Source organism: Paenibacillus lycopersici, assembly GCF_010119935.1.
Classification (GTDB): Bacteria; Bacillota; Bacilli; order Paenibacillales; family Paenibacillaceae; genus Paenibacillus_Z; species Paenibacillus_Z lycopersici.
In genome coordinates, this window is sequence record NZ_CP048209.1 from 1,604,957 (window position 1) to 1,624,685 (window position 19,729).

At 59.6% G+C, this 19,729-nt stretch carries 16 protein-coding genes; 11 read left to right on the top strand and 5 right to left on the bottom strand.

From position 1 onward, the window contains the following. Positions 1 to 131 precede the first annotated feature (131 nt). A complete protein-coding gene (locus tag GXP70_RS06880) occupies positions 132 to 1,208 on the top strand; it encodes a DUF4037 domain-containing protein (RefSeq protein ID WP_162355766.1) in 1,077 nt (358 codons plus the stop codon). 19 nt (positions 1,209 to 1,227) lie between these two features. Here GXP70_RS06880 and GXP70_RS06885 read toward each other — a convergent pair whose 3' ends face one another. Continuing rightward, entirely contained in the window at positions 1,228 to 2,301 is a 1,074-nt protein-coding gene (locus GXP70_RS06885; protein WP_162355767.1) for a stalk domain-containing protein, read from the bottom strand. Positions 2,302 to 2,484: 183 nt separating this feature from the next. Further along, a complete protein-coding gene (locus GXP70_RS06890) occupies positions 2,485 to 3,453 on the bottom strand; it encodes an aldo/keto reductase (RefSeq protein ID WP_162355768.1) in 969 nt (322 codons plus the stop codon). 434 nt (positions 3,454 to 3,887) lie between these two features. Between GXP70_RS06890 and GXP70_RS06895 the strand changes: the two genes are divergently transcribed. Together GXP70_RS06895 and GXP70_RS06900 are read left to right on the top strand one after the other, a co-directional pair. After that, positions 3,888 to 4,316, top strand: coding sequence for a hypothetical protein (locus tag GXP70_RS06895; protein ID WP_162355769.1), 429 nt, complete (start codon positions 3,888 to 3,890; stop codon positions 4,314 to 4,316). 776 nt (positions 4,317 to 5,092) lie between these two features. Then, on the top strand, positions 5,093 to 6,253 hold the full coding sequence (locus GXP70_RS06900) for a GntR family transcriptional regulator (RefSeq protein ID WP_162355770.1): 1,161 nt from the start codon (positions 5,093 to 5,095) through the stop codon (positions 6,251 to 6,253). 204 nt (positions 6,254 to 6,457) lie between these two features. On the opposite strand, the gene GXP70_RS06905 is transcribed toward GXP70_RS06900, so the two are convergent. Next, entirely contained in the window at positions 6,458 to 6,925 is a 468-nt protein-coding gene (locus tag GXP70_RS06905; RefSeq protein ID WP_162355771.1) for a hypothetical protein, read from the bottom strand. A 48-nt stretch (positions 6,926 to 6,973) separates the two neighbouring features. Then, the gene (locus GXP70_RS06910) at positions 6,974 to 7,180 is read right to left on the bottom strand and encodes a hypothetical protein (RefSeq protein WP_162355772.1); all 207 of its coding nucleotides are present in this window, start codon (positions 7,178 to 7,180) and stop codon (positions 6,974 to 6,976) included. 207 nt (positions 7,181 to 7,387) lie between these two features. Here GXP70_RS06910 and GXP70_RS06915 point away from each other — a divergent pair, with 207 nt between their 5' ends. From GXP70_RS06915 to rhaI, 5 genes are all read left to right on the top strand, one after another. Continuing rightward, positions 7,388 to 8,290, top strand: a complete 903-nt coding sequence (locus GXP70_RS06915) for a sugar phosphate isomerase/epimerase family protein (protein ID WP_162355773.1) — start codon at positions 7,388 to 7,390, stop codon at positions 8,288 to 8,290. Positions 8,291 to 8,856: 566 nt separating this feature from the next. Beyond that, the gene (locus GXP70_RS06920) at positions 8,857 to 9,912 is read left to right on the top strand and encodes a galactitol-1-phosphate 5-dehydrogenase (protein WP_162355774.1); all 1,056 of its coding nucleotides are present in this window, start codon (positions 8,857 to 8,859) and stop codon (positions 9,910 to 9,912) included. 2,083 nt (positions 9,913 to 11,995) lie between these two features. Next, on the top strand, positions 11,996 to 13,033 hold the full coding sequence (locus tag GXP70_RS06925) for a zinc-dependent dehydrogenase (protein ID WP_162355775.1): 1,038 nt from the start codon (positions 11,996 to 11,998) through the stop codon (positions 13,031 to 13,033). Positions 13,034 to 13,055: 22 nt separating this feature from the next. Then, positions 13,056 to 13,733, top strand: a complete 678-nt coding sequence (rpe, locus tag GXP70_RS06930; protein WP_162355776.1) for a ribulose-phosphate 3-epimerase — start codon at positions 13,056 to 13,058, stop codon at positions 13,731 to 13,733. 74 nt (positions 13,734 to 13,807) lie between these two features. Next, positions 13,808 to 15,034 (top strand): L-rhamnose isomerase, encoded by a 1,227-nt coding sequence (rhaI, locus tag GXP70_RS06935; protein ID WP_162355777.1) that lies wholly within the window; start codon positions 13,808 to 13,810, stop codon positions 15,032 to 15,034. 307 nt (positions 15,035 to 15,341) lie between these two features. On the opposite strand, the gene GXP70_RS06940 is transcribed toward rhaI, so the two are convergent. Continuing rightward, positions 15,342 to 15,509 carry a hypothetical protein gene (locus GXP70_RS06940; RefSeq protein ID WP_162355778.1) on the bottom strand — a complete coding sequence of 56 codons (168 nt, stop codon included), beginning with the start codon at positions 15,507 to 15,509 and terminating at the stop codon, positions 15,342 to 15,344. Positions 15,510 to 15,652: 143 nt separating this feature from the next. Between GXP70_RS06940 and GXP70_RS06945 the strand changes: the two genes are divergently transcribed. From GXP70_RS06945 to GXP70_RS06955, 3 genes are all read left to right on the top strand, one after another. After that, on the top strand, positions 15,653 to 16,255 hold the full coding sequence (locus GXP70_RS06945) for a sigma-70 family RNA polymerase sigma factor (RefSeq protein ID WP_162355779.1): 603 nt from the start codon (positions 15,653 to 15,655) through the stop codon (positions 16,253 to 16,255). 212 nt (positions 16,256 to 16,467) lie between these two features. Beyond that, on the top strand, positions 16,468 to 18,321 hold the full coding sequence (locus GXP70_RS06950) for a cache domain-containing sensor histidine kinase (RefSeq protein WP_225442698.1): 1,854 nt from the start codon (positions 16,468 to 16,470) through the stop codon (positions 18,319 to 18,321). Next, positions 18,318 to 19,667 (top strand): ABC transporter substrate-binding protein, encoded by a 1,350-nt coding sequence (locus GXP70_RS06955; protein ID WP_225442699.1) that lies wholly within the window; start codon positions 18,318 to 18,320, stop codon positions 19,665 to 19,667. Before GXP70_RS06950 ends, GXP70_RS06955 begins: the two co-directional genes overlap by 4 nt. The last annotated feature ends 62 nt before the right edge of the window (positions 19,668 to 19,729 follow it).

The window sequence follows — 19,729 nt, forward strand, 5'->3', positions numbered from 1 at the left end:
GTTGCGAGAAATTTATGCATAATTGCAGTCATGAGCATCCGTTATTCACCGCAGCTGCCAAGGAGCCGGGAGCGATAGGCTCGGAGGATAGCCCGATTACGGAGCCTGATTACGGAATTGGAGGAATGGGAATGCCGTTCATGAGAGGAAGCGAATTATGCCGCCGGTTCCATAACGAAATCGTCGAACCCGCCATGGCGGATACGTTCGCGCGCTTGCCTTATTCGGCGGCGTTAATGGGACCGGGCAGCGAGGTGCTCGGCTACGATACGGAGATGTCGACGGATCACGATTGGTTTCCCCGGGTGTATCTGTTTCTGGACCGGCAAGATTACGGGCATGCGGAACGCATCGAGGCCGCGCTGCGCGAAGTGGCGCCGGAACGGTTCTACGGCTTCCCCGTCGATATCGGCAGAAGCGTCATTACGACAGTACCGGACTTCCTTGAAAGTCACCTGGGCGTTAGCCGCGATGAACGATTGGAGCCGGCCGATTGGCTGACGTTTCCTTCGCAGTCGCTGCTTGAGATGACGCAGGGAGACGTGTATAGGGACGAGCTTGGCCAGCTGGCCGCATTGCGCAGCCGATTCGAATACTACCCGCGCGATAGTTGGTTATATATCCTGGCATCCGTCTGGCAGCGAATCGGCCAAGAGGAACATCTGATGCTTCGCGCGGGTTTTGCCGGCGACGAGCTGGGCTCGGCGATTATCGCCTCGCGCCTGGTCCGCGACATGATGAATCTCTGTTTTCTGATGGAGCGGCAGTATGCGCCTTATCCCAAATGGTTCGGCACCGCGTTTAAACGTTTGGCCTGCGCGGACAGCCTGTATCCGTCCCTGTGGACAGCCCAAACGGCAGCGACGTGGAGAGAACGCGAGCATGCATTGAATCATGCGTATCGGCATCTCGCGCATATGCACAACGGATCAGGGATCACGGAGCGGATTCCGGGCGATGCATCGCCCTTCTATGATCGCCCCTTTCACGTCACGAAGGGCGAGACGATCGCGGGTCTCATCGCAAGTCGCATCGAGGATGCGGCCATGCGGCGGTTAGCCGGGAACCGGTTGATCGGAGGCATCGACCAGATTACCGACAGCACGGATTTCCGAAAGCTCGGCAAGTGGCCCGAGGGAGAAGGGGAGAAGGCACGAGCGGCGTTGAAGCAGCTATTCAAAGCCGGTTTGCGAGGAAAGGACGCATGAGTATGACGAGGCTGCCAGCCTAACGAGGCGAGGAGGCAACATGTACGAGCAACGCATCGCAGCGCAATTGCTGGAACAATATGCGCTGGCCGCGCAGCGGGCTGCCGAGCGATTGGCGGACGGTCACGGAATCCGGAACGATGTCTTCGTCCTCGGCGAGGATGTTGCCGCGGGCGTCTTTGAAATAGAGGTCCATCTTCGTGCGCGCGCGCAGCAGCCCGATGGTTTGGTCGTAGTTGGCGAGGGCGGTGGTCGGATCGCTCCCGTCGAAGGAGGCGCCAGTTTCCTGCACGAATTTCTTGCCGAGGATGGCCTCCCCCAATGGTTTAGAGCCAAGGGAGAGCAAATTGGCGTCCGCGCCTTGATCCAGCAAATATTCGACCAGCTCGTAGCGGCCGAATCGGGCTTCGCAATGCAGCAGCGTATCTCCGCTTTCGCTATAGACGATGCCTTCGTAATGCGCCTCCTGATAATCGATGGGAAATCCGGCTTGAAGGAAGAGCTGAAGCATAGCGACGCTCTTCGCCATTTCGTACGGCTGTATGCCGTCCAGTCCCATCGGGATCGTCAGCGCTCTCCAGTCATGCAACAGCGCTCTTGCGATATCCGTTCGATCCCGCATGACAGCCGAAGACAACGCCACTTGACGCCCGGAGTTCGCCCAATAGATCGGGCCTGCCTGGCTGCTGCCCGCCTGAAGCTTCCCGCCGCCGGCCTCCACGATAAAACGCAGCGGGACGTACAGCGTCCCGTCCACGACTTGCGCCGGGGCGGTCATCGTCTTGGCCTTGCCGTCAACCTGGGCGACGGCAGCATTGGCCTTGAATCGCATCGTGTGACTGGCATCGGCGCTCTGATACTCCTTGCTGGCGGGCATCCAGGTCAATGCAAGCTTCAATGCGGAGGCTGCCGCGCGCAGCGAAATCATGTTCTCGTTCTTCCCTTTGTAGGGGATCGTTCGGAAGTCGGCCTTGACTCCGTCGATGTACAGCGACGCTTGCGTCGAGGGCGTTGGCGCGGCCTTGGCTGAAGGCACCTGCAGGCACAACCATGCGAGGAGCAGACTTGCGAAGACGAGCAATGATTTTCTCATAGCGGTTTCCCCATCCCACCTGATCTAGAATTTATTCCCTGTATACGTGCCGCGTGAAGGGCTTGTACAGGCTGAATCTTCTCCTCGGTGCCAAGCACGGATAGGCAACAGGCAGCCTGAGGCGCGAAGCCGCGTCCCGAGCTGCCTGTTGGTGCAAAGCGCCGTTTGCTCGCATCGATCGGCCTACTTGCCCTTCGAAGCGTTGTACAGCCACGCCCAATCCTCGCGCGTCAGCTTGATGGATTCGGCGTCCTTGCAAGCGCGGATCCGCGCCGGATTGATCGTGCCGATCACCGGCTGAATGCCGGCCGGGTGCATCATGAGCCAGGCGAGCACGATGGCTTCCGGCGTCGTGTGCAGCCGCTCGGCGTAGTCGGCGACGAGCTTCGCCGTCTTGACGACGGCTTCGCTCTGGCCGTCCAGCGAACGGCCGGAAAGCCAGCCCTGCGCGAGCGGTCCCCACGATTGCAGCTGAATGTTCTCGAGGCGGCAGTATTCCAGCGTGCCTTCCGGGAACACGTTGGCGCGCGCCGCCTCCTGGTTCACCGTGACGCCCGTATCGACGAAGCCGGTTTTGAGCAGGCTCATCTCCAGCTGATTGACGATGAACGGCTCGTCGGCGTAGGCGGACAGCAGGCGGATCTGCCCTTGGCTCATGTTGGATACGCCGAAATGACGCACTTTGCCGGACGATTTCAGCTTGCCGATGGCGCTTGCCACTTCCTCGGGGTCGACGAGCGGATCCGGACGGTGCAGCAGCAGAATGTCCAGATACTCGATACCGAGACGCTCCAGGATGCCGTCGACGCTGCGCAAAATATGCGATTCCGAGAAATCGTAGCGAGCCGGCTCGCCTTCATCCGCCATGCGGATGCCGCATTTGGATTGCAGAATGATCGACTCCCGCAGCGACGGACGTTCCTTCATCACTTGGCTGAAGACGCGTTCCGCCTTGCCGCGCGTGTAGATATCCGCATGATCGAACATGTTGATGCCGATTTCGAGCGCCGCTTCCAGCGCTTCTTGACCTTCCTTATAATGTTCAGCCGTGATGGGATTTCGGGCGTCCCAGTCGCCGCCGAGGCGCATGCAGCCGAGCACGAGCCGGCTTGCGGGGATGCCCCGTGTTTGAAGCGGAATTGGTTTCGTCATAGAGCCCTCCATGAATGGTTTTTTGAAATCAACCACGTATGCTGCAAGCGTGATCTGTGTGCATGTCCCATTATGAATCAGCCGGCCGGGGTTGAGAAGTAGTGAAAATAGGGTTATGTACGGATCGGAAGTATACCTACTTAGCCAAAGTATAGCGTCTGAAGCGCAGGCCTCGGCAGTTCGCAGAAGGCTGGACGCGTCATGATCAGGCTGCCTCGTCTGACGGCTGGGGAATAGCGGAAGCGGCCGGATCCCGGTCGGATGCATCCTGTTGCTGCCTCGTCTGACGGCTGCTGAATCGCGGAAGCGGCTAGTCCCGGTCGGGCGAAGCTTCGAATAACGTCGAAATTGATTTGCTGCCGCAAATAGGAAACTAGACTATAATGAGAGCGGATTATCCGGTATACATACGATCGGGGAAGGCAGTGGTTTATATGAAGAAGGCAAGAAGCATGTTCCTGCTCCTGCTCCTCCTGCTGCTGGCGGCGCAGCCTGCCGCGGCGGCGTCCAAGACGAGCCAGACGAGCAAGATCCGAATTACGTTTGCCAGCGCGGATCTCGTGGCGAACAATCATGTCGGCAACGAATGGTGGACGGGCGGGTACGTCAACGGCAAGGAAATCGCGGAAGGCAGCTCCGTGACCTTAACCGTCAAGCCGACCGACGTCATCAAGCTGAAAGCAGAGGCGCAAGAGCAGGATAAGTACCCGGATAACGGTCAAGCCAATGCCTCCGTCAAGGCGTCCTCCATCACGAAAACGACGGACAAGACGTTGACCGTAAACGTCGTCGAGAACCGCGGCCGCTATTCGGGCAATACCGCCAAATGGTCGTTCACGTTCAAGATTCAGAAGGTTTCCTGAGGTTAACGTTTGGCAATGTAAAAAAAGCAAAAAGCGGCAAGAATCCGGCATTCTGGATTGCATGCCGCCTTTTTCGTTCGGCACTTCGCGCAGCTCCCTGCGCGAAGCGTGACGGCACATGACGGCTGTCAACTTCATTACTAGCGGCAATACCAAATTGGGCACAGGTAAGGAAGACGATCGACGAAGCGAAAGCGAATAAGGTCGGGCAGCGGTTACGGATCGTATGCGGAGAAGGACGGAGAGAGAGGGGGCGGTCGGTCGCAGATATGGCGGCGGACACAGAATCCGTTATTTGCCTTGAAAGTCTCATATCACATTTAATTCCAGGCAATAGCGAATCCTGTGTCCGTCCAATATGGAAAAGAGGCCAATTTTGCCGAAATAGCGGATCTCCTGTCCGAGCCTGGACAAGCGGGTAGCCTGACAATCAATCGGTCTTCTACTACTTGTCTCGTCATGGCGCGGAGTGCCGGCGGCCCGCGAGCCAAGCACGCCCCCGCGAGCCAAACGTTCCGCGAGCCAAGCGTCCCCTGCCCCGCACCTGTCGTGATGCGGGGAGCTTTTGCATGACGCTGGCCAGGAATGCATGCGGCGCGCCTGGCAGGGGAAGCGTCCGATCATTTCGGCACTTCGCGCAGCTCCCTGCGCGAAGTGCGATGGCGCATGACGGCTGTCAACCTCATACCCGCCGTTCCTATTGATAATCGCCCGTTTCAGTTATACACTATACGAATCACTGATACATGGGAACTGCAGCAAGGGGGCTTCAGGCATTGAACGGGAACGAACAGACAGAGAAGCTACGGAATCAAGGCAAATCAGGCACGCAGGAGAAGCTCGTCAAAGGGCCGTTCGCGCTCTACGAGCAGATGCGGCTCAAAATCATGGAGCTGATCGAGGAGCGCGGACTGCGGCCGCATGACCCGGTGCCTTCGGAAGGGGAACTGGCCGACATGTTCGGGGTCAGCCGCCGGACGAGCAAGGAGGCGCTGCTGGCGCTGGCGAAGGAGGGCGTCGTCTATCGGATGCCGCGCCGGGGGACGTTCCTGGCCGAGCGCGGGGAAGGCGGCGAGCCGCCGGAGCGGCGGCAGGGGCGGATGGTCGCGATGGTCGTGCCGGCAATCGACGATTTCGTCGGCCAGATCATTACCGCCGCGCTGCCGGCTGCGCAATCGGCGGGCTGCGAGCTTCTGATCCGCGTTGCCGGGGACGATCACGAGCGGGAAGAAGCGCTGCTGCGCGAGCTGTCGGAGGACAAGGCCATCAGCGGCATCATCCTGTTCCCTGGCGACAGGCGGGCTTGCGGCCATCAAGTGCTGCGCCTCCATCTGGCGCATTACCCGATCGTTATTATCGACCGGGCATTCCGGGAGCTCAATCTCGCGAACGTATGCCATGACCATTACGGCGGCGCTTACGAATTGACGCGGTATCTAATCGAAGCGGGACATGCGCAAATCGGCTTCGTCTCCGAGGAGATGGCCGGCGTCATGAGCCGCGAGGAGCGCTATCAGGGTTATATGCAGGCGCATCTGGACGCGGGCTTGTCCCTGGACCGGGCGCTGATCTATTCGGATTACAGCAACGCGGAAGCCGATCTTGAAGCGTTCATACGCGGAGCGGCCGCAATGACGGCGGTATTCTGCTCCAACGATTACGTGGCGCTTGAAGTGATGAAGACCGCGCACCGTCTCGGCATCGAGGTGCCGAAGCGGCTGTCCGTCGCGGGCTTCACCGATTCCCGCATGAACGGCTTGCTGCCGGTGCCGCTGACGAGCGTCCGGAAACCGGCCGGCGAGCTGGGACGAGCGTGCATCGACCTGCTGATGCGCATGATCGACGCGCCTCCAGGCACGGATATCCCGTCCGTGAAGCTGCCGACGAAGCTGATCGTGCGGGAAAGCGTCATTGCGAGAGAGCTGCAGCGGCGGTAACGGGGGAATAAGCGAGGGGAACGCTTGGAATTTGCTGGCTGGCACTGCCGGTCGTTTGGCGGAGGTTGTTGATTCGTGGGCATGCGTTGCGTGCTTACGTACTTGCGTAATCCCGCGCTCGCGCCGCTGGCCGCCTCAGGCGTTGCAGCCCTCGCGAACGCCAGATTCGCCGCTCCGACCGGGCAAGCCTGCATGCATGCGGGGTTATTTCCAGAACTGCCACCATTTCTTCTTCGCCCGGCTATGTTCGCGCAGCATGCGCAGCGTGCTCGTCCAATAGCGGAGTCTTTCGGAGGGATCGGCGCCGAAATCGATTTCTTCTTCGTCGGCGGCGCGCCAGCCGGTGCGATCATGCAGCATCCGGATGACCGCGAAGGCCTCCTCGCTGCCCGAAATCGACAGGTATAGGACGCGGATATCGGCCGCTTCCGGCAGGAAGAACGTGACGGCGTAGTCGTCCGTGAACAAATAGCCTTCGCGAGATGCTTCGAAGTCCGAGAAATCCGCTTCAGGGAAAATCGACTGCAACCGGGCGGCGATCTCCTCCGGGGCACCGAGCGGATCCAGCTGATCCCGGTATGCCGACGTTCCGTCCTCTTCTTCCTCTCCCAGAAGATCGAGATCGGCCATCATGCCGGACGGAAGCTTGAAAAACATGACGTCATAGCTCAATGGCGTACCTGCTTTTCTGCAAGATATACGGTTCGCTGCCGGAACCGATTACCGCCGCTTCAGTTTCGCGAGCAGCGTCGCCGCATTGAGAATCGTCATGACGAACAGCGCGATATCCACCGACATCATCCAGTTGAGATGCTGGCTGTTCTTGTTCGTTTCAAGGACATAGGCGGTTGACAGCGAGACGGCCAGAAACAACAAGCCGCTTGCCAGAACGATAATGGCTCTGCTCTTAATCGAAGGATGAAGCATAGGGACCTCCTTGCGGTATGAAGTGAATTAGGTTGATTTTAACATAATAGGACAGCCCGTTCCTAATGAGTCCGGCCGCGTGCCGGGCTTTTTTGCGTTTCTGCGAGGACGTTCGAAAAAATGAATTGAATGTGTCACTGACACATAATAGTATTAGATTATGTATTAGGAGTTCAATTGGTTTGTCCACAAGGAGAGATGAGCGGAATGGCCGTCGATTTGAAACTTGGCATCAATTTGGGGTTTGCCGTCAACAAGTACGTGGAGCCGCATGTGTGGGCCCGCATCGTGGCGGAGGAGCTGGGACTGACGTATGTCCAGTTCGTCGCGGATTTGCTGAACGCGTTCCTGCCGGAAGCGATCATCCAGCGGCAATTGGAGCAGATTCAGGAAAATACGGCGAAATACGGCCTGCAGATCACAAGCACGTTCACGAGCTCGTTCACGCGGGTGAATCATTTCATGCATCCCGACGCGGATACGCGCCGCACGTGGCTGGACTGGTTCAAACGGTTCGTCGACATGTCGGCCGCGATGGGCGCGCAATCGACGGGGAGCCATTTCGGCATCTTGACGTTCGCCGACTACGACGATCCGGCGCGCCGCGAATTCATCATCGGCGAAGCGCTGAAGCATTGGCGCGAGCTGAGCTGGTATGCGAAGGACAAGGGCATGGCGTACCTAACCTTCGAGCCGATGTCCATCCCGCGCGAGATGGCCAATACGGTCGAGGACGCGAAGGAGCTGCTGGAACGGCTGAACGAAGGCGCGGGCATTCCGTTCAAGCTCGTGCTCGACGTCGGGCATGCGCCGCATCCCAATGACCGCGACCCGTACCGCTGGGTGCGCGAGCTGGGCAAGGTGTCGCCGATCATCCATATCCAGCAGACGGAGATGAACCACAGCCGCCACTGGCCGTTCACCGAAGAGTACAACGCCCTCGGCATCATTCACGGCGAGCCGCTGCTGGAGGCGATTGAAGCGTCGGGGGCGGAGGAAGCCGAACTGGTCTTCGAGCTTTCGCACCGCGAGGCGTGGTCGACGGAATTCCGCATCATCGAGGATCACAAAGCATCCGTCGACTACTGGCGGCAATTCGTTCGGAAATAAGGCGGGTGAGCGCAATGAAAGCGACTCCTTCCATCGGGCTGAAAGCGCTGCGGATCACGTGTGGTCCGAAAGACGTTCAGCCGCAGGCAAGGCAGGTGTGGCGAGGATGAAAGCAACTCCTTCCATCGGGCTGAAAGCGCTGCGGACCGCGAATAGTCCGAAAACCGTTCAGCCGCGGGCTAGGCAGGTGTGGCGAGGATGAAAGCAAGTCATTCCATCGGGCTGAAAGCGCTGCGGACCACGAATAGTCCGAAAGCCGTTCAGCCGCAGGCAAGGCAGGTGTGGCGAGGATGAAAGCAAGTCATTCCATCGGGCTGAAAGCGCTGCGGACCACGAATAGTCCGAAAGCCGTTCAGCCGCAGGCAAGGCAGGTGTGGCGAGGATGAAAGCAAGTCATTCCATCGGGCTGAAAGCGCTGCGGACCACGAATAGTCCGAAAGCCGTTCAGCCGCAGGCAAGGCAGGTGTGGCGAGGATGAAAGCAAGTCATTCCATCGGGCTGAAAGCGCTGCGGACCGCGAATAGTCCGAAAACCGTTCAGCCGCAAGCAAGGCAGGTGTGTCGAGGATGAAAGCAAACGTGCTCTACGGGCTCGGCGACTTGCGCATCGCGGACATCGACAGGCCCATTCCGGACGCGGGCGAGGTGCTGCTGCGCATCGGCGCCTGCGGCGTATGCGGCTCCGACATCCCGCGCGTATTCACGAAAGGCACGTACCGGTTCCCGACGGTGCCCGGCCATGAATTCGCGGGGCGCATCGTCGAGCTCGGCACAGGCGTCGACCCGGCGCTGCTGAACCGCAAAGCGGCCGTCTTCCCGCTTTTGCCGTGCCGCAGCTGTCCGTACTGCGAGATCGGCGAATTCGCCCTCTGCGACAACTACGATTACATGGGCTCGCGGCGCGATGGCGCGTTCGCCGAATACATCGCCGCGCCGGTGTGGAACCTCGTGCTCGCACCGGATTCGCTCAGCTTCGAGGAGCTCGCGATGACCGAGCCGGCGGCGGTCGCCGTCCATGCGCTACGGCAGGCGGGTCTCGACATCGGTGACAGCGTGCTGATCAGCGGCGCTGGCCCGATCGGGCTCATGCTCGCATACTGGTCCCGCGCATGGGGCGCGTCGCGCGTCATGCTGGCTGACGTGGACGAGACGAAGCTGGCATTCGCGAATGCGCTCGGCTTCGCGGATACGTTCAATCCGCTCCAGGGCAGCGTCGCCGACTGGGCGGCAGGCCTGACCGGCGGCGCCGGCGCGGACGTCGCCATCGAAGGCGCCGGCATCTCGGCGTCGTGGGAGAACTGCCTGCGCGCCGTCCGCAAGCTCGGCCGCGTCGTGCTGATGGGCAATCCGGCGGGCGGCATGGCGCTCTCCCAGGATGGATACTGGGAGATGCTTCGCAAGCAGCTGACCGTCCGCGGCACCTGGAACTCGGCGTACGCCGCATCGCCGCGCAGCGAATGGCAGCTCGTCGTCGACAGCATGGCCTCCGGCAGGCTAGACCTGAAGCCGCTGATCAGCCACCGCTGCTCGCTCGACGAAGCGTTCGAAGCGCTCCGCATGATGCGCGACCGGAAGCAGTTCTTCAATAAGGTCATGGTGCTGCCGTCGGGGAATAAGGTGTAGAAGAAAGGGCTGTTCGCACAGGCGGGTTACTTATTAAGGAAATCAGACTTTGCGAACGCACTCATCGAGGAACCGGAGTCGGCAAGGAACCGGAGTCAGCAAGGAACCGGAGTCGGCAAGGAACCGGAGTCAGCAAGGAACCGGATTCATCGAGGAACCGGAGTCAGCAAGGAGCCGAAGTCAGTAAGGAACTGGATTCATCGAGGAACCAGAGTCGGCGAGAAAGCGGAGTCATCGAGGAGCCGAAGTCGGCAAGGAACCGGAGTCATCGTGGAACCAGAGTAGACGAGGAATAGAAGTCAGCAAGGAACCGGAGTCAACGAGGAATTGGAGTCAGCAAAGAGCCGAAGTCGGCGAGGAACCGGAGTAGACGAGGAATAGGAGTCAACAAGGAACCGAAGTCGGCGAGGAACCGGAGTCGGCAAGGGACCGGAGTCGGCAAGGGGCCGGAGACAGCAAAGAGCCGAAGTCGGCAAAGAGCCGAAGTCGGCAAGGGACCGGAGTCGGCGAGGAACCGGAGACATGAGGAACCGGAGTCGGCAAGGGGCCGAAGTCAGTAAGGAACCGGAGACAGCAAAGAGCCGAAGTCATCGAGGAACCGGAGTCAGCAAGGAGCCGAAGTCGGCAAGGAACCGGAGACATGAGGAACCGGAGTCAGCAAGGAGCCGAAGTCGGCAAGGAACCGGAGTCAGCAAGGAGCCGAAGTCGGCAAGGAACCGGAGACAGTAAATAGCCGAAGTCGGCAAGGGACCGGAGTCGGCAAAGAACCGGAGACAGCAAAGAGCCGAAGTCATCGAGGAACCGGAGTCAGCAAGGAGCCGAAGTCGGCAAGGAACCGGAGACAGCAAATAGCCGAAGTCGGCAAGGGACCGGAGTCATCGAGGAATCAGAATCGGCGAGAAATCGCAGTCGGCAAGGAACCGAAATCAGCGAAGCCAGACGCCAGACTGGGAATGGGCTAGAGTGCAACAGAGAGTGGTGTTCGTCAACTTCCTGCTGCGTGCCAACCGGGTGATCCAGCATTATCCACGCTAAACGGGGATATGCGTAGAGGAAGAAGCCTTACGAACCGTATACGCCTTAAACGAACGAAAAGCTCGCCTCACGCAAGCTAACGAATCTGACACGTGCTATCTTGGTGCCAACGGCAAGCCATTAGGGGAAATCTGCCGAATAGCGTGCCTGAGATTCGTTACGCTGCAGAATGCACCCATAAGGCGTGAATAGCGTGAACCAGATTCGTTAGCTTCGATAGTCTGCACTCAAAGGCCACGAATCCTATCGTCGGCAGACCCCTAGGTCAGCGAAGCCAGACCGAAGTACGGAGAAGAGGCGATGAATGGTTCGTAGGCTTCACGCGATCATGGTTCACAGGATCATGGTTCCTGGATTCACGGGTTCACAGGTTCACAGGTTCACGAGTTCCTGGGTTTCATGGGTTCAGAGGTTTCATGGGTTCAAAGGGTTCATGGGTTCACAGGTTCAGAGGTTTCATGGGCTCACGGGTTTCACGGTTTCACGGGTTCGCGGGTCCACAGGTTTCATGGGTTCAGAGGTTTCATGGGTTAGAGGTTTCATGGCTTCAAAGGTTTCATGGGTTCACATGTTTCATGGGCTCACGGGGTTCACGGGTTCGCGGGTCCACAGGTTTCACGGGCTCACGGATTTCACGGTTTTCATGGGTTCAGAGGTTCCGGGTTCACGGGTTCATGAATTCACGGGTTCACAGGTTCAACGGTTTTAAGGGTTCAGGCATGCCAGGCCATAGGCCAAAGCCGACAGGCTCGAATAAATACGGAATCGAAATCCAAACGATGGAGTTCCCCCATGTTTGATAAGGTTTAAGCATCCGGCAAGAAGTGCCCCGAGGGGTTGCGAAATCGGAACATCGAAGGTGAGTGCTGCATTCCCTGTCATCCGACAGCGAACGCAAACCAATCGCCTTAAACGGTCGCCTTTGTAGTCGGATTTCCGCCTCTACATAATCAAATGAAGGAAATCCGATCTACGCCAGCGAGCGGAGACCCGCAACGTCCGCAGGACACACCAAATGCCGGATGATTAAAAAGGAGGGCTAGGCGATATGAAAGCGGCCGTACTGCACGCACTCGACCACATGGTCGTCGAAGAAGTCCAGCTGCCGTCCATCGACGACGACAGCATGCTCATGAAAGTCGAAGCCGTCGGCATCTGCGGCTCCGACATCCGAATCTACCACCACGGCAACAGCCGTGTGGAATTGCCGCAGATTCTCGGCCACGAATCGTCCGGCCGGATCGTCGCGGTCGGCGCGAACGTGACCAAGTTCAAGGTCGGCGACCGCGTGTCGCTCGGCGCCGACGTCCCGTGCGGCGAATGCGTCTTCTGCGAAGCCGGCATCGGCAACAACTGCCAGATCAACTACGCGATGGGCTACCAGTTCGCCGGCAGCTTCGCGGACTATGTGCTGCTGAACAAAATGATGGTCAACTTCGGGCCGATTCACAACATCCCTGACCACGTCTCCCACGAGGAAGCCGCGCTCGCCGAACCGCTCGCCTGCGTCATCAACGCGCTGGAGCTGTCGAATATCCGGCTCGGCGACACCGTCGTCGTTATCGGCGCCGGCCCGATCGGCTGCATGCTCGTCGAGGTCGCCAAAATGATGGGCGCGACCAAGGTCATCCTCGTCCAGCGCTCGCGCCCGCGCCTCGAGCTGGCGAAGCAGTTCGGCGCGCACGCCTATATCTGCTCGAACGAAGAGAACGCGATCGAGCGCGTGCTCGAAGAGACCGGCGGCCTCGGCGCGGACGTCGTCATCACGTCGAACCCGTCGCCGGAAGCGCAGGTCGATGCCATCCACATGGCGAAGAATCGCGCGCGCGTCAACTTCTTCGGCGGCCTGCCGAAGGGCAAATCGCTCGTGACGCTGGACACGAACATCATCCACTACAAGGAGCTGTTCGTGCACGGCGCCCACGGCTCGCTGCCGTCGCATCATCAGAAGGCGATCGACCTGATCGCATCCGGCGCAATCGACATGAAGAAATACATCTCGCACACGTTCCCGCTAGACGACATTCAGGAAGCGATCCGCACGGCGGAAAGCCATGTCGGCATGCGGGTCATCGTCAAGCCGTAGGCCATAAGGAGGCGAACAGCGCATGGCAGGCAAAATCTCTCCTTCGATGATGTGCGCGGACTTCCGGCGGCTGGAGCAGACGATCGGCGCGTTCGAGCAGGCCGGAGTCGAGTATTTGCACATCGACATCATGGACGGCCGCTTCGTGCCGAACTTCACGCTCGGTCCGGATTTCGTCCGGACGCTGCGCGAAATGACCGCGATTCCGATCGATCTGCATCTGATGGTGGAGCGGCCGGAGGATCATTTGCACTTGTTCCCGATTCAGCCCGGCGACATCGTGTCCGTGCATCAAGAGGCGTCCGTCCACTTGCAGCGGACGCTGCAGGAGATCCGGTCGCGTGGGGCAAGGCCGTCGGTGGCGCTCAATCCGGCGACGCCGATCTATACCGTCGACGATATCCTCGACGATCTCGACGTCGTGCTCGTCATGACCGTCAACCCCGGCTTCGCCGGGCAGAAGCTCGTGCCGGCTACCCTCCGCAAGATCGCCAATATGAAGCGTCATCTGGCGGAAATGGGCTACGGCGGGGTGGAGATCGAGGTCGACGGCAACATTTCGTACGAGAACGCGGTCAAGATGCAGGCGGCGGGCGCGGATATTTTCGTCGCGGGCACGTCGAGCATCTTCAAGAAGGACGCGGACCTGCTGGAATTGACCGAGAAGTTCCGCGCCTCGATTACGTCCTCGATTGCCTAAATCGATTGCCTAATTGGTAAACGCATACGTACCTTGCAACACAACCTTATCTTAAGGAAAGCGGGGAATCATGCATGACGGACAGCGCATACGCCTGGTTCGAGCGGGAGCAGCGGGAACGGGGCATCGATATCGCGCAGGTGAAAGCAAGCTTGAACGCGCTCAAGATCGAGACGCCCTCCTGGGGCTACGCCGATCAAGGCACGCGGTTTCAAACCTTCAAGAAAGCCGGCGCGGCCCGGACCGTGACGGAGAAACTGGAAGACGCGGCGATGGTGCACCGGCTGACGGGCGCCTGCCCGAACGTCGCGATTCACATCCCATGGGACCATACGGACGATTACGGCAAGCTGGCCGCCGACGCAAGATCGCTCGGCATCGGCATCGGCGCCGTCAATCCCAACTTGTTCCAGGAGGACGCGTACATGCTCGGCAGCGTCACCCATCACGATCCCGCCGTCCGCCGACGGGCGGTGGAGCATCTGCTGGAATGCGTCGACATCGCCCGGGCGACGGGCTCCGACGCCCTCAGCCTCTGGTTCGCGGACGGCACGAACTACCCCGGCCAAGCCGACTTCCGCCAGCGGAAAGGATGGATGGAGGAGTCGCTGCGGGAGCTGTACGCGGGGCTCGATCCGCATATGCGGATGCTGATCGAATATAAGTTCTTCGAACCGGCGTTCTATCATACCGATCTGGCGGATTGGGGCATGGCCTACAACACGGCGCTCAAGCTCGGCCCGCAGGCGGAAGTGCTCGTCGATACGGGGCATCATCCGCAAGGGACGAACATCGAGCATATCGTGGCCTACCTGCTCGACGAAGGACGGCTCGGCGGCTTCCACTTCAACGCGCGCAAATACGCCGACGACGACCTCATCGTCGGGTCGGCGAATCCGTACGAGCTGTTCTTGATTTTCTCCCAGATCGCGCTTGCGGAACGCGACCGCGCGCATCCGGCGGTCAAGCGGACGGCCGAACGGATCGCCTACATGATCGACCAGAGCCACAACATCGAAGCGAAGGTGCCGGCGATGATCCGCTCCGTCATGAACGTGCAGACGCAGTACGCGAAGGCGCTGCTCATCAACTGGGACGCGCTGGCCGAAGCGCAGCGCGCGGGCGATGTGCTGGAAGCCGAAGCCGCCGTGCGCGAAGCGTTCGAGCAGAACGTCACGCCACTGCTGCAGGCGGTGCGCGAGGAAGCCGGACTGCCGGCCGACCCGATGCAGGCGTACAAGGCAAGCGGGTACGGCGCGCGGATCGTGAGCGCGCGGTCGCCGAAGGCCGTCACGCATTGATCGCGGTCGCCCAAGGCAGACACGCACTGATCGCGCGCTCGCCCAAGGCAGACACGCATTGATCGCGCGGTCGCCGAAGGCCGTCACGCATTGATCGCGCGCTCGCCCAAGGCAGACACGCACTGATTGCGCGGTCGCCGAAGGCCGTCACGCATTGATCGCGCGGTCGCCCAAGGCAGACACGCACTGATCGCGCGCTCGCCGAAGGCCGTCACGCATTGATCGCGCGCTCGCCCAAGGAAGACACGCACTGATTGCGCGCTCGCCGAAGGCAGACGCGCATTGATCGCGCGCTCGCCGAAGGCCTTCACGCATTGAGCGCGCGCTCGCCCAAGGCCATCACGCGCTGATCGCGCTCATCCAAGGTCAGCGCGCTCTTATCGCGCTCGCCCTTCCGAGCGTCCGTTACGCGTTCGCCGATCGCCGGCGCTAAGGCTGACCGACCGCCGGCGGTTTCGGCATATACAACGTCCATTCGCAGTACATCCCATGCATAACCGCCTTATATAGACTTTCGCGCAAACAGTCACAAAAAACGCATGCTTTTACAGATGCGTTTCTTTTTTTTCCTGTTATAATAGAAGGTAGAAGGATGACGGGCGGCAAAGGAGAATCGCGGTGAACGAGGCGCAATTAGTGATGTTGTCAAGGCAAGGCGACGAATCGGCCTTCAATAAGCTGGTCGAGCTCTACAAGGATAAACTGTTTCATATGGCCCATCGCATCCTCCGCAGCAAGACGGAATGCGAGGACGTCGTGCAGGAAACGTTCCTGAAGGTGTATTTGAATTTGAATCGCTTCGACGAGAACAAACGGTTCTCCACGTGGATTTTCCACATCGGGAAGAACGTCTGCCTCGATTTGCTGCGCCGCCGCAAGACGCCGCCGCTGCCGCTGGATCAGCCCGTGACGGCGAACTCCGACCAGCAGCTGTCGCTGCATGAAGTCATTCCGCACGCCTCGCTGACGCCGGAAAGCCAGGTGATCGAGCGCGAGCTCGCCTCCACGATGGCCGACCTGATCGAGAGGCTGCCCGAGAAGTACAAGAACGTCGTCTACCAGCGCTACGTCCTCGACATGTCGATGGAAGACATCGGGCTGGCGAACAACATTCCCGTCAATACCGTGAAGTCGCGCATTCATCGCGGCAAGGATTTCATGAAGAAGCGGTGGGGCAAGACGCTGCTGATCTATTCCCTGCTGCTGTTCAGCTTCTTCTGATCGAGCGGATCGGAAGCGGCGGGACGCGAACTATCGGCGCGACAGATCGAGAGTTACCCGTAAACGTCATGAAGCGTGCGAACCGGCCGGCCGGTTGGCGCGCTTTTTTTGATCGTGCGGGAGGTCCCCGAACGGCGAGTTGAAACGAGGATATATATGCATGCTATAATCATCTTCATGAAGATAAGGCATGCAGCGAAGGGGAGAAGAACGTGAAGTCCGTCATCAAGATCGGTCAGCTATGGTCCGTATTTCGCGATATGCGGATGGAACGCAAGCTGCTGCTCGTCTTCCTGCTTCTGATAACGCTTCCACTGACGTTCATCGGCGCCGTCTCCTACCGGAACTACGCGCATTCGATCGAACGGAACACGATCGCCTATTCGACGACGACGCTGGGCAACATGCTCGATAACCTCGACGATTATATCGACGACATGAGCCGCATCTCCTCGATTCCGGCGTATCAGGACGAGATCAAGTCGAATCTGCTCGCGTCTAACAAGTATCACGAGCAGCATGCGCAGAACGACAACTTCGATCTGCTGCTGACGATCCAGCGCGGCATCGAAGGGAATATTTCGTTCATCAACAATATTAAGCGGGGGGCGACCTCGGTTTATATTTTCGATAAATACGGCAACGGGTATTACTCGGCGAAATCGGGCGGCATCCGGATGAATGTCAAGGACAGCTACCAGACATGGATGGAGAAAGCCGCCCGCACGAGCGGCGAAGCGCTGCTCATCGGCACGCAGAAGTATACGAGCAACCTGAAGAGCACGCGCTACGCCTTCACGGTCGTGCGCAAAGTCATCGACAATTCGCTGCACGACATCGGCCTGATCGCGGTGGATGCCAACATCAGCGTCATCGAAGACCAGATCGCCAAGCTGGACAAGGTGACGCGCGGCAAATCGTTCATCTACGATTCGCGGGGCAACGTCATCTACGACAGCGACAAGAAGCTGCTGGCGACGAACATCGTCGGCATGCCGATGGTGCAGCGCGCGGGCGGCGGGGAAGGCAGCTTCTACATGACGGAGGACGGCGTGCAGCATCTGTACATCTACACGACGTCGGCCAATACGAAATGGACGGTCATGACGTCCATACCGGTCAAGGAATTGACGCGGAACACGGCGGTCATCCGGAACGTGACCTGGATCCTGACGTTCCTGACGATCGGCATCGCGCTTCTGATCTCGATCTTCTTCTCGTTCGCCCTGACGAAGCCGCTCCGCTCCATGATGCGGCTGATGAGACGGGTGCAGGACGGCGATTTCAGCGTGAAGTTTCAGGTGAAGCGCAGGGACGAGATCGGTCAGCTCGGCAACCAGTTCAACCGGATGATCGTGCGGATCGACGACTTGATTCAAGATATATACGGCATGGAGACGAAGAAGAAGGAAGCGGAGCTGCATGCGCTGCAGAGCCAGATCAATCCGCATTTCATGTACAACACGCTGGAATCGATCCGCATGGCCGCCGAGCTGAACGACGATACGGACGCCGCCGACATGCTGGCGATTCTCGGCAAGCTGCTCCGCTACAGCATCAGCGACCTGAACGAGAAGGTGACGCTCGGCAGCGAGCTGAACCATGTCCGTTATTACGTGGAGCTGCTTAATTACCGCTATCCGGGACGATTCGCGCTGACCGTCGACGTACCGGATACGCTGGAGGCGTACGAGCTGCTCAAGCTCGTGCTGCAGCCGATCGTCGAGAACGCGATCTATCACGGCATGGACGACAACAAGCCGCGGATGGCGTTGACCGTCGCGGCATGGGAGACGGAGCAGGCCGTCTTCATCCGCATGACGGATGACGGCATCGGCATGGACGAGGACACGCTGGAACGGCTGAGTCTTTCCTTCAGCGGGGCGCATGAGGAAGCGGGCACCAATTATGCGCCGTTCAAGCGATCGGGCATGGGGCTGCGAAACGTGAACGAACGCATCCGGCTGCACTACGGGGCGAATTTCGGCTTGACCGTCGCAAGCGAGCTTGGAATCGGAACGCAGGTTACGCTATCGCTGCCTGCTTGGGGAGGACGGAACGAATGAGGAATGCGATGCGCAACAAACGAAAGCCGGGCGCGGCCGGCGTCACGGGGACGGCGCTGACGAGCGCGCTATTGCTGACGAGCGCGCTTCTGCTGGCGGGCTGCGCTTCCGCCGGCGGCGGCGCGCCGCAGAAGAAGCCCGCGCCGAGCCAGCCCGCGCCGGCGGCGAATACGGTGCTGACCGTGCTGACGAACCGGGTCGATCTGATCGAGAACGGCGTCCTGCAGCGTTACGCGGATACGTTCGAGGCGAAGCATCCCGGCACGGACGTGGAGTTCGAAGGCTTGACGAACTACGCCAGCGAGATCATGGCGAGGCTGTCGACCCGCAGCATGGGCGATGCGCTGCTGCTGCCGAACAACCTCACGAACGAGGATCTCGTCAATTATTTCGAGCCGCTCTCGGACGGCATGTTCCGGCATATCCGGTTCGCCGATTTCAAGGCGTACCGCGGCGTGCGGTACGGCATTTCGACGGGCGCTTCGACGGAAGGGCTCGTCTACAACAAGGCCGCGTTCCGGAAGGCCGGCATTACCGCGCTGCCGGAGACGCTGGACGAGTTCTACGAAGCGTGCGCGAAGCTGAAGCAGGCCGGCATTATTCCGGTCTACGTGAACTACGGCGCGCAGTGGCCGTTGTCTTCCTGGGGCGAGAACCTGGTCGGCTTCATGACCGGGAACCCGAATTACCTCAATCAGATGACGCAGAGCGATCAGCCGTGGCAGGTCGACAATACGTGGGGCCAGGCCATCGGCATTCTGCGGACGCTGATCAATAAGGGGTATACGGAGAAAGACCTGATCACGAACAATTGGGAGCTGTCGAAGAGCGAGGTCGCAAGCGGGCATGCGGGGATGTATTTCATCGGCAACTGGGTAATCAACCAGGTGATCGAGGCCGGCGCGAAGTCGGAGGATATCGGCTTCATTCCGTTTCCGTACGACAACAAGCGGGGGAAGCGCTATGCGCAGCTTAGCCCGGACTATTTTCTCGGCGTCAGCAAATTCAGCGAGCATAAGCAGCTGGCCGAAGCGTGGGTGGACTTCTTCGTGAACGAATCCGGCTACGTGAACGATTCCGGCTTCCTTCCGGTCGACGAGACGAAGACGTCGTCCATGCCGCAAATCCGCCAGTTCGAGGCGTACACGCCGATATACATCGAGCGTCGCCCGCCGTCCGACGATTTCCTGAACATCTCGGCGAAGGTGCAGATTACGTTCTGGACCGGGGACGAAATCCAGAAATGGGCGGTCGCGAAGGATCTGAAGACGGCGTTCCAGACCTACAACGAGCTGTGGAAGCAAGCCCGGCACGAGGTGCTCGGTTTGAACGCCATGTCCAAATAGCAGGCAAGCAAATAGCAGGCAAGCCGTAATTCGGCTGCCGATCGCAGGAAGGGAGTCGAGGG